Raw genomic sequence first — 11226 nt, forward strand, 5'->3', positions numbered from 1 at the left:
AATTCAGACCATGGCAATCGATACTAACGGTGTAAACCTCAATGACGTGCTGTCGGCGTCGGGCGTGGGCACCAGCACCAAAAAGACCACGGACACTGCATCCAAAACCGGCAACGATTCGCTCGGCAAAGATGCCTTTCTGCAGCTGCTGGTCACCCAGATGCAACACCAGAACCCGCTGGACCCGCAGGATAACAGCGAGTTCGTTGCCCAGTTGGCGCAGTTCAGCAGCCTGGAAGGTATTACCTCGCTGAACGATTCGGTCAGCTCCATCACCAGTGCCATGGCCTCGTCCCAGGCGCTTCAGGCGTCGTCGCTGGTAGGGCGCTCGGTGGTGGTTCAGAACGACAAGGCTGTGGTTGATACCGCTGAAAGCTTCAATGCCCAGTTCGTTGTGCCTCAGGCAATCAGTGAAGCGAAGATCACTATCAAGGACAAGGATGGCAACACGGTCAAGACCATCGAGTTGGGTGAGCAGAAAGCCGGTTACGCCGACTTCATCTGGGACGGTACCAACAACAGTGGCGAGAAAGTGGACCCGGGCACTTACACCTTCACCGCTAGCACCACAGTCGATGGCGAGGCGGTGCAAATGAGCACGCTGTTGCCGGCCAAGGTAACCAGCGTCAGCTTCAGTGCCTCAGGAGAAATGGTGCTCAACCTTGCCGGTGTAGGCAAGGTCTCCCTCTCCGACGTGCAAACCATCGGTATCTAAGGCCCGCTAGAGCGGCAAAAGGAGCGAATTCATGTCTTTCAATATCGGCCTTAGCGGTCTGTACGCAGCCAACAAACAACTGGATGTCACCGGCAACAACATCGCCAACGTCAATACCACGGGGTTCAAGGCCTCGCGTGCCGAGTTCGCGGATGTTTACGCGGGCGCCAACCGTCTGGGTGTGGGCAAGAACCAGGTGGGCAATGGTGTGCGGCTGGCAGCCATTTCCCAGCAATTCACCCAGGGTGATGTAAACACCACGGGCAACGCGCTGGACATGGGTATCCAGGGTCAGGGCTTCTTCGTGCTGTCTGACAACGGCTCGAAGGTTTACACGCGGGCGGGTTCTTTCCAGCCCAGCAAGGACAACTTCGTCGAGACCTCCGATGGCCTGCGCCTGCAAGGTTACATGGCGGATGCCACCGGCAAGATCCAGAAAAGCGGCCTGACCGACCTGAAAATCGACACATCGGCATTGCAGCCCAAGCCGACCTCGTTGATCGATCAGGGTATCAACCTGAACTCCTCGGCGGCCTCGATTCCTTTCCAGGTGTATGACAACACCAAGCCGCCAGCCATGGCTGCATTCGACCCTGCGGACCCAAGCACTTATCAGCGCTCTAGCACCAGTACCGTGCTGGATGCTGACGGCGTAGAGCACGAAGTGCAGCAGTACTACCGCAAGACCGATACCAATGAATGGACCATGTACACGCTGGTCGATGGTCGAAACCCGTTCGATCCAGCCAGTACCACCCCGCTGGCCGGCACCATCAACTACAACAGTGATGGCACCATCAGCTCCATGCTGGCCGACACCACGGGTGTGCCAAGTGGGGCGTCGTTCACTGTCAGCAATGGTGCATTTGCCATGACCGGCTGGGTGCCGGCCGCTCAGGATGCGAATGGCGACTGGGTTGCCAGTGGCGCGGCAGGTACTGACCAGGCGCTGGGTGTTACCTCGCCTGCCTTGGTGGCGAACAAGCCGTTCGACCCTTCTGACGATTCGACCTATACCCGCTCGTTCCCGACCAAGGTGTATGACAGCCAGGGCAACGAACACACCATGGAGCAGTTCTACCGTAAGACGGGCACCAACGAGTGGACCATGTACACGCTCGTTGATGGGCGCAACCCGTTCAATCCGGGGAGTACGGAGCCACTGGTGGGCACGATCGCATTCAACAGTGATGGTTCGGTCAACTCGATGACAGCCGACAATACGGGGCATCCGGTGGGCACCTCGTTCACGGTCGTCAACAATACCTTCAGCATGATTGGCTGGGTGCCGGCAGCCGAAGATGCTTCAGGTAACTGGAGTGCCAATGGCGCGGTGGGCGATGCTGCCGGCATGAAAATGTCGATGGCCAGCACCACCTCCTACAACACTGAAACTGCGCGCATGTCCCAGTCTCAGGACGGTTATGCCACGGGCATCCTGTCCAACCTGAGCATCGACGCGACAGGTGTATTGTTCGCCTCCTTCAGCAATGGCCAGTCGCGCGCCATTGGCCAGGTAGCGCTGGCGAGTTTCGCCAACGAGCAGGGGCTGCAGCAAATCGGCAGTACCCGTTGGACCGAGACCTACAACTCTGGCATTCCGGGTATCGATTCGCCGAAAACCGGTACTTTGGGTGCGATCGAGTCCAACTCCCTGGAAGGTTCCAACGTCAACCTGACGCAGGAACTGGTTGATCTGATCAAGGCGCAAAGCTACTACCAGGCGAATGCCAAGACCATTTCGACCGAAAGCACCGTGATGCAGACCATCATTCAGATGACTTGATCGTCATCGTTCGAGTGAGTGCAGGCGAACCCCTTTCTCGTGAAGGGGTTCGTTGTTTTTGCAGGAGGGGTGATGAAAAGGCTGTTTGTCGGAATGCTGCTCGCCTGCTGTCTTGGGCAGGTGCAGGCGGCGCCAGCGCCATACTGGCGATGGGAAAGCCTGGTAGATGGGCGTCTGGTGTGTTCGCAGTGGTCGCCAGGTGAAGGCTGGAGACGCTTTGCCGGGCCCTACAACAATGCGCGTTGCCGTGACCTGCCGTAGGCACAGGTTTGCCTGCAAATGAAACCTTTTTGCCGCCAACGGCAAAACAGCGCCGGATAACCGGCGGCCGTCGCTGCGCGGGCTTTCTCAACTGCCCGTATTCATGGGCTTTTTCCTGCTTTTGGCAAGTTGGTTCGGAACTTGCTTTAGCCCCTGTAGAGCAACGGCGAACGGCAAACGGCCGCCAGTGCAATGGAGGATGATTGTGGACAAGATGCTTTATGTGGCCATGACCGGGGCCAGCCAGAACGCGCTGGCGCAGAAGGCTCATGCCAACAACCTGGCCAACATTTCGACCAATGGTTTTCAGCGTGACCTGGAGCAGGCGCGCTCGATGCCGGTGTTCGGTGACAGCTTTCCGGCGCGTGCCTTTGCCATGACCGAACGCCCAGGCACCGACTTCAGTGAAGGCCCGATGGTGGAAACCGGCCGTGACCTGGATGTGACTGTGAGCGGTAACGGTTTTATCGCCGTGCAGGCGCCAGATGGCAGCGAAGCGTATGTGCGTACCGGTAGTCTGAACATCGACGCTCTCGGGGTATTGCGTACCGGCAACGGTATGCCTGTGCTTGGCAACGGCGGCCCGATTGCCATCCCCCCCGAGCAGAAGGTCGAAGTCGGCTCCGATGGCACCATCAGCATCCGTTCCATGGGTGAAGACCCGCGCGTGATGGCGGAAGTCGACCGCATCAAGCTGGTCAACCCCGACACCAAAGGCCTGACCAAGGGCCAGGACGGGCTGATTCACACCTCGTCCGGCCAACCCGCGGATGCCGACGTCAACGTGCGGGTGGTTTCAGGTTTTCTGCAGGGCAGCAACGTCAATGCTGTCGAGGAAATGACCTCTGTACTGGCGCTGTCCCGCCAGTTCGAACTGCACGTCAAGATGATGAACGCAGCCAAGGAAGGCGACGAAGCCATGGCGCGTGTTTTGCAACTCGGCTAACCACATTTGAACGGGTGCCGTAATTCAGGCGCACGAGGAGAACACTAAATGCTTCCGGCTCTCTGGGTCGCTAAAACCGGCCTGTCCGCACAGGACACCAACCTGACGGTCATCTCCAACAACCTGGCCAACGTCTCGACCACCGGCTTCAAGCGTGATCGTGCCGAGTTCCAGGACCTGCTGTACCAGATCAAGCGTCAGCCAGGCGCGCAGTCTACCCAGGACAGCGAATTGCCGTCGGGCCTGCAGGTCGGTACCGGTGTGCGCATTGTCGGCACGCAGAAAAACTTCCAGACCGGTAGCTTGCAGACCACGGAAAACCCGCTGGATATGGCTGTCAATGGCCGTGGTTTCTTCCAGATCCTGCAGCCTGACGGCACCGTCTCCTACACCCGCGACGGTACGTTCCACCTGAACTCCGATGGCCAGATCGTCAACGCCGATGGCTTGGCGCTGGAGCCTGCCATCGTGGTGCCGAACGATGCCCAGACCTTCACCGTCGGGCAGGACGGCACCGTGTCGATTACCACCGCCGGCAACCCGGCTGCGCAGGTTATCGGCAACATTCAGACCGCCGACTTCATCAACCCGGCTGGCCTGCAGGCGATGGGTAACAACCTGTTCCTGGAAACCGCTGCCAGTGGTGCACCGCAGGTCGGCACTCCGGGCCTCAATGGCTTTGGCACTACCCTTCAGCAGACGCTGGAAAACTCCAACGTCAGCACGGTGGAAGAGCTGGTGAACATGATCACCACCCAGCGCGCCTACGAGATGAACTCCAAGGTCATCTCCACCGCCGACCAGATGCTGTCGTTCGTTACTCAGCAGCTCTAAGCCCTGTCGCTTTGTTACACCCGTGAGGTTTGCATCATGAATCGTCTGTTGTCCGTGTTCGCCCTGGGGGGGGCGGTGTTGCTGGCAGGTTGCGTCGCACCGACGCCCAAGCCCAACGACCCGTACTATGCGCCGGTGTTGCCGCGCACCCCGTTGCCGGCAGCGGCCAACAACGGTTCGATCTACCAGGCCGGTTTCGAGCAGAACCTGTACAGCGACCGCAAGGCGTTCCGGGTGGGTGACATCATCACCATCACGCTCAATGAGCGCACGTCCGCCAGCAAGAACGCGGGCTCGCAGATCGCCAAGACCAGCAAGACCGACATCGGCCTGACTTCGCTGTTTGGTACCACGCCCAACACCAATAATCCGTTCGGTGGCGGCGACCTTTCGCTGGAGGCCGGTTACAGCGGCGATCGCGCCACCAAGGGCGACAGCAAGGCCACCCAAGGCAACACGCTGACCGGTTCGATCACCGTCACCGTGGCCGAGGTGCTGCCCAACGGCATTATCGCCGTGCGCGGCGAGAAGTGGCTGACCCTGAACACCGGCGAAGAGCTGGTGCGCATTGCCGGCATGATCCGCGCTGACGATATCGCCACCGACAACACCGTGCCGTCCACCCGTGTGGCCGACGCGCGCATCACCTACTCCGGCACCGGTTCGTTCGCCGATGCCAGCCAGCCCGGGTGGCTGGACCGCTTCTTCATCAGCCCGCTTTGGCCTTTCTGAGTACGGATGACCATGTTCAACGTAAGGCAGCTGATTGCCACAACCCTGCTTTTGTCCTGCGCCTTCGCTGCCCAGGCCGAGCGTCTGAAGGACATTGCCAGCATCTCTGGCGTACGTTCCAACCAGTTGATTGGTTACGGCCTGGTGGTGGGCCTCAATGGCACGGGTGACCAGACCACCCAGACGCCGTTCACCCTGCAAACCTTCAACAACATGCTGTCGCAATTCGGCATCAAGGTGCCGGCCGGTTCCGGCAACGTGCAGCTGAAGAACGTTGCCGCAGTGTCGGTGCATGCCGACCTGCCACCGTTCGCCAAGCCGGGCCAGGTGGTGGACATCACCGTGTCGTCGATCGGTAACTCGAAGAGCCTGCGCGGCGGCAGCCTGTTGATGACCCCGCTCAAGGGTATCGACGGCAATGTCTACGCCATTGCCCAAGGCAACCTGGTCGTGGGCGGCTTTGATGCTGAAGGTCGTGACGGCTCGAAGATCACTGTCAACGTGCCGTCGGCCGGTCGTATTCCGGGTGGTGCCAGTGTCGAGCGTGCGGTGCCGAGCGGCTTCAACCAGGGCAATACCCTGACCCTGAACCTCAATCGCCCCGACTTCACGACCGCCAAGCGCATCGTGGACAAGGTCAACGACCTGCTTGGCCCCGGCGTGGCCCAGGCCGTGGATGGTGGTTCGGTGCGAGTCAGTGCGCCGATGGACCCAAGCCAGCGCGTGGATTATCTGTCGATCCTCGAAAACCTCGAAATCGACCCGGGCCAGGCGGTGGCCAAGGTCATCATCAACTCGCGTACCGGCACCATCGTCATCGGCCAGAACGTCAAGGTGTCGCCGGCGGCGGTGACCCACGGCAGCCTGACCGTGACCATCACCGAAGACCCGATCGTCAGCCAGCCGGGTGCCTTCTCCAATGGCCAGACTGCCGTGGTGCCACGCTCGCGGGTCAATGCCGAGCAGGAAGCCAAGCCGATGTTCAAGTTCGGCCCAGGCACCACGCTGGATGAAATCGTCCGCGCGGTGAACCAGGTGGGCGCAGCGCCCGGCGACCTGATGGCGATCCTCGAAGCCTTGAAACAGGCCGGCGCCTTGCAGGCCGACCTGATCGTGATCTGAGGACGGCGCGGATGAACAGCAAAAGCCTGGTTTCCGGCAGTGCCGACAGCGGTGCCTACACCGATCTCAATCGCCTGAGTTCGCTCAAGCATGGCGACCGCGACAGCGATGCCAACGTACGCAAGGTAGCCCAGGAGTTCGAGTCGCTGTTCATCAGCGAAATGCTCAAGGCCTCGCGCAAGGCAAGCGACGTACTGGCCGACGACAACCCGATGAACACCGAAACGGTCAAACAGTACCGTGACATGTATGACCAGCAACTGGCTGTGAGCATGTCACGCGAAGGTGGTGGTATCGGGCTGCAGGATGTGCTGGTGCGCCAGCTGTCGAAGAACAAGGCCAGCCAGGCCAGCACCAGCCCGTTTCCACGTACCGAGGGCAACGCCCCGGCGCTGTGGGGCAACAAGGTGGCCGAGCCCGTGCATGCCACCCAGTCGACCGCCACCCGCAACGACGTCGCTGCACTCAACGCGCGTCGTCTGGCGCTGCCGAGCAAACTCACCGATCGCCTGCTGGCCGGCATTGTGCCATCGTCGGCCACCGCAAATACCGCCACTGTGCCTGCCCGTGACGGCCAGCAAGTGGCCAAGGCCTTCGCCGTGCCGGACAACGGCCTGCGCATTGTCGGCCGCGCCGTGGCCCAGCCGCCGCTGGCACCGAACAAGGCCTTTGGCGACAGCGATGAATTCGTCGCCACCATGCTGCCGATGGCCGAACAGGCGGCCAAGCGCATTGGTATCGATCCACGCTACCTGGTGGCCCAGGCTGCACTGGAAACCGGGTGGGGCAAGTCGGTCATGCGCAACACCGATGGCAGCAGCAGCCACAACCTGTTCGGCATCAAAGCCACTGGCAACTGGGACGGCGGTGAGGCGAGGGCGATTACCAGCGAATACCGTGATGGCCAGTTCGTCAAGGAGACGGCAGCGTTCCGTTCGTACGATTCCTACCAGGACAGCTTCCACGACCTGGTGAGCCTGTTGCAGAACAATTCGCGCTATCAAGATGCGGTGAAGGCCGCCGATAAACCAGAGCAGTTCGTGCAAGAGTTGCAAAAGGCCGGGTACGCCACCGACCCGAATTACGCCAGCAAGATCTCGCAGATCGCAAGACAGATGAAGTCGTACGAGCACTACGCAATGCTCGGTACTGCAACGAAACTTTAAGGGCATGGAACCATGGCGAGTCTGATCAACATTGGTATGTCGGGGCTGGGTGCCGCGCAATCGGGGATGTACACCCTCGGTAACAACATCGCCAACGCCGATGTCGAAAGCTACTCGCGCCAGCAGAACGTGCAGAAGACCAAGGGCGGCCAGCAGGTCGGTCAGGTTTTCATCGGCAGTGGCACCACGCTGGCGGACGTGCGCCGGGTGTACAACGCGTTCATCGAGAACCAGCTGCGCACGACCACCTCGCTGAGCAGTGAGGCGTCCTCGTACCTGGATCAGATCACGCCGCTGGATACCTCGCTGTCCAGTAGCGATACCGGTATTACCGCCGCGCTGCAGAGCTTTTTCACCTCCATGCAGGATGCGGCGGCCAAGCCAACCGAAGATGCTTCGCGCCAGCTGTTGCTGACCAGCGCACAGTCTCTGGCCAAGCGTTTCAATACCTTGTCGTCGCAGTTGAATCAGCAGTTGAGCAATATCAACAGCAACATGACGGCGATTACCGACCAGGTCAACAACCTGACCAAGACCATCGCCGGGTTGAACGAGCAAATCGCCCGCGTGGGTGCTGTTTCCGGCCAGCCCAACGACTTGCTGGACCAGCGTGACGGCGCAGTGCGTGAACTGAACAAGCTGATCGGCACGGACGTGGTCGAGCGTGACGGCACCTACGATGTCTACCTCAAGAACGGTCAGGCGCTGGTGCTGGGTAATACTACCCAGACGGTGGGTGTGGAGCCTACGGCGAGCGACCCGGGCCGTTTGAGCCTGGTGCTCAACCGTGGCTCGACCAAGATGGATATCACCAGCAGCGCTACCGGAGGCGAGCTGGGTGGGTTGATCCGTTACCGCAGCGAAACCCTCGACCCTGCGCTTAACGAGCTTGGGCGTGTGGCCTTGGTGGTGGCAGACCAGATCAATAGCCAGTTGGCCCAGGGTATCGACAAGGATGGCAATTTTGGCGCCACCCTGTTCGGTGACATCAACAGCGCCAAGGCCATGAGCGAGCGTAGCGTCGCCAAACTGGGCAACAGCATCGGCTCCGGTAACCTGGATGTCAGCATCAAGGACACCGGTAAACTGACCACCAGCGACTACCAGGTGACTTTCACCAGCGCGACCGGCTACAGCGTGCGCAAGTTGCCGGAAGGCACCGAAATGGGCAGTTATGACCTCAATGACACGCCACCGCCGGTCATCGATGGCTTTACCCTGTCGCTCAATGGCGGCGGTTTGAGTGCTGGCGACAGCTTCAAGATCACCCCCACTCGCAACGCGGCCGCCAATATCGAGACGGTCCTCACCGACCCCAAGCGCCTGGCGCTGGCGTCACCACTGACGGCCACCAATGGTGCCGGCAACAAGGGCACCGGGGTGATCACCCAGCCGACCCTGACCTCGCAACTGGATATCTACGACGCCACGCAGCGTTCGCAGCTGCAGTCAGGCCTGAAAAACTCCACCCCGGTCAAGCTGGTGTTCGGTGACGAAACCACTTCGCCCCAGGCTTACAAACTGTACGACGCCAAGGGTACGGAAATAGGCAGCGGCACCATCGTGCCGGGCCAGGCGAACAAGCTGCAGCTGTCGGTGCCGATGGTCGATGGCAGCGGCAATGCGACCGGTAGCAGCTTTACCTTCGAAATGAGCGTTTCCGGCGCGCCGCAGAACGGCGACAGCTACACCGTAGCGCTGACGGGGGCAGGCTCGGCCGATAACCGCAATGCCCAGTCGGTGATCGACCTTCAGACTAAATCCACGGTTGAAGTGGGGGCCAACGGCAAGGGCATCAGCTTTACCGATGCCTATGCCAAGCTGGTTTCAAACGTTGGCGGCAAGGCTGGCCAGGCGGAAATGGACAGTGATGCCACCAATGCGCTGCACAGTTCTGCGCTGGATAGCCGCAACAGCCTTTCCGGCGTGTCGGTCGATGAAGAGGTCGGCAACCTGGTCAAGTTCCAGCAGTACTACACCGCGTCGTCGCAGATTATCAAGGCGGCACAAGAAACCTTCACCACCTTGATCAATGCTCTTTAAGGAGGCGTAGACCATGCGCATTTCCACTTCGCAGTTCTACAACAGCAACAGCGCCAACTACCAGCGCAGCTTCTCCAACCTCGACAAGACTCGGCAAGAGGCTTCTGACGGCATTCGGGTGCGTCGGGGGGCTGACGATCCGGTAGGTGCGGCACGTCTGCTGCAACTCCAGCAGCAACAGAACATGCTCGACCAATACACCCGCAACGTTACCAATGTGCGCAACGCCCTGGGCACCGCAGAAAGCACGCTGAATGCGATTGGCACCATCCTGCAGCGCGTCAATGAGCTGGCCATCAGTTCGGGCAACGCCGGTTTCACCGATGCAGACCGCAAGGCCAATGCGACCGAGCTGGCGTCGCTGGAGGATCAGCTGTTCTCGTTGATGAACAGCAAGGATGAAAGCGGTGCGTACCTGTTCTCTGGGTCCAAAGGTGATACACCGCCTTATGTGCGAAACGCTGATGGTACTTATACCTATCAGGGCGACCAGGGCAAACTGAACCTGCAAGTCGGTGACATGCTTACCCTGGCAGCTAACGAGACAGGCTACGATGCCTTCGAGCAAGCGCTCAATACAAGCCGTAGCGAAACCAGCCTGGTGTCGCCGGCCACCGACGATGGCCGGGTCAATTTGTCCAATGGCCAGGTGAGCGGTAGCGCGACGTATAACGACCGCTTCCGCAGCGGCGAGCCGTACACCATCGAGTTCACCAGCAGCACGCAGTTCAAGATCACCGATGCCGAAGGCAAGGACGTGACGCTGGAAGCCAGCCAGGGGGGCACCTTCGACCCCAATGGCAAGAACACTACGATCAATTTCCGAGGTGTTGACCTGCGCCTGGACATCACCCTCCAGGAGGGCGATGCAGCCGACCCTGATGCGGCCATTGCCGGTCATGTCTTTAGCCTGAGCTCGAAGGCAGATGAAATCAGCGGCACCCGTAGTGCAGGCAACAGCTCGTCGGCCCAAGTGACAGGCGCGACCATCACCGATGCGCAAAAGTACAAGTCCGCATTCCCTGAGGGTGCTGTACTGAAGTTCACCAGCGCTACCGAGTTCGAGCTTTACGCCTCCCCCGTGAGCGCCGACAGCAAACCGATTTCCAAGGGCACGCTCAGTGGCAACACGGCGACCGCCATGGGGGTCGAGTTCACGCTTTCGGACACGCCGAGCGCGGGCGACAGCTTTGGCATCAAGGTCGACACGCATCAAACTCAGAACGTCCTCGATACCATCAGCCAGTTGCGTGCGGCACTGGCCACCCCGGTCGATAACGACCCTGCGGCCAGGCAGAGTTTCCTGGCATCGCTGGACTCGGCGATTGGCAACATCGCCAGCGCCACCAACCAGGTCAGTTCCTCAATATCGTCGATTGGCGGCCGTGGCCAGGCGATCGATGTACAGGTGGAAACCAATGAGGCACTGAGTGGCGAAAACGCCAAGACCCAGAGCTCGATTCGTGAGAGCGATCCGGCCGAGGTGATGATTCGTCTTCAGATGCAGTCCAACATGTTGCAGGCCTCGTTGCAGGCGTATGCCAAGATTGCCGGTCTCTCGCTGGTCAATTACATCTGATGTTCGCGGGCATTTGCCCGTCATGACGCAAGGACAGGCCGG

General features: G+C 60.2%; 10 protein-coding genes. All 10 read left to right on the forward strand.

The window, feature by feature from the left end:
• Nucleotides 1–10: 10 nt before the first annotated feature.
• Nucleotides 11–715, forward strand: a complete 705-nt coding sequence (flgD, locus tag I8746_RS21140; protein WP_012051597.1) for a flagellar hook assembly protein FlgD — start codon at nucleotides 11–13, stop codon at nucleotides 713–715.
• A 31-nt stretch (nucleotides 716–746) separates the two neighbouring features.
• A complete protein-coding gene (locus I8746_RS21145) occupies nucleotides 747–2501 on the forward strand; it encodes a flagellar hook-basal body complex protein (RefSeq protein ID WP_014860309.1) in 1755 nt (584 codons plus the stop codon).
• A gap of 72 nt (nucleotides 2502–2573) precedes the next feature.
• Complete coding sequence (locus tag I8746_RS21150) at nucleotides 2574–2762, forward strand: hypothetical protein (RefSeq protein WP_012051599.1); 189 nt, start codon at nucleotides 2574–2576, stop codon at nucleotides 2760–2762.
• Nucleotides 2763–2967: 205 nt separating this feature from the next.
• Complete coding sequence (locus I8746_RS21155; RefSeq protein ID WP_012051600.1) at nucleotides 2968–3708, forward strand: flagellar basal body rod protein FlgF; 741 nt, start codon at nucleotides 2968–2970, stop codon at nucleotides 3706–3708.
• Nucleotides 3709–3756: 48 nt separating this feature from the next.
• Nucleotides 3757–4542, forward strand: a complete 786-nt coding sequence (flgG, locus tag I8746_RS21160) for a flagellar basal-body rod protein FlgG (RefSeq protein ID WP_012051601.1) — start codon at nucleotides 3757–3759, stop codon at nucleotides 4540–4542.
• 36 nt (nucleotides 4543–4578) lie between these two features.
• Nucleotides 4579–5274 carry a flagellar basal body L-ring protein FlgH gene (flgH, locus tag I8746_RS21165; protein WP_012051602.1) on the forward strand — a complete coding sequence of 232 codons (696 nt, stop codon included), beginning with the start codon at nucleotides 4579–4581 and terminating at the stop codon, nucleotides 5272–5274.
• Between the two features lie 12 nt (nucleotides 5275–5286).
• The gene (locus I8746_RS21170) at nucleotides 5287–6396 is read left to right on the forward strand and encodes a flagellar basal body P-ring protein FlgI (protein ID WP_004575771.1); all 1110 of its coding nucleotides are present in this window, start codon (nucleotides 5287–5289) and stop codon (nucleotides 6394–6396) included.
• 11 nt (nucleotides 6397–6407) lie between these two features.
• Complete coding sequence (gene flgJ / locus I8746_RS21175; RefSeq protein ID WP_012051603.1) at nucleotides 6408–7562, forward strand: flagellar assembly peptidoglycan hydrolase FlgJ; 1155 nt, start codon at nucleotides 6408–6410, stop codon at nucleotides 7560–7562.
• Between the two features lie 12 nt (nucleotides 7563–7574).
• Nucleotides 7575–9605, forward strand: a complete 2031-nt coding sequence (gene flgK / locus I8746_RS21180; RefSeq protein WP_012051604.1) for a flagellar hook-associated protein FlgK — start codon at nucleotides 7575–7577, stop codon at nucleotides 9603–9605.
• Nucleotides 9606–9618: 13 nt separating this feature from the next.
• A complete protein-coding gene (locus I8746_RS21185) occupies nucleotides 9619–11184 on the forward strand; it encodes a flagellar hook-associated protein 3 (RefSeq protein ID WP_014755767.1) in 1566 nt (521 codons plus the stop codon).
• Nucleotides 11185–11226 lie beyond the last annotated feature (42 nt).

It is taken from the genome of Pseudomonas sp. USTB-Z, from assembly GCF_019691255.1.
Taxonomy (GTDB): Bacteria; Pseudomonadota; Gammaproteobacteria; order Pseudomonadales; family Pseudomonadaceae; genus Aquipseudomonas; species Aquipseudomonas alloputida.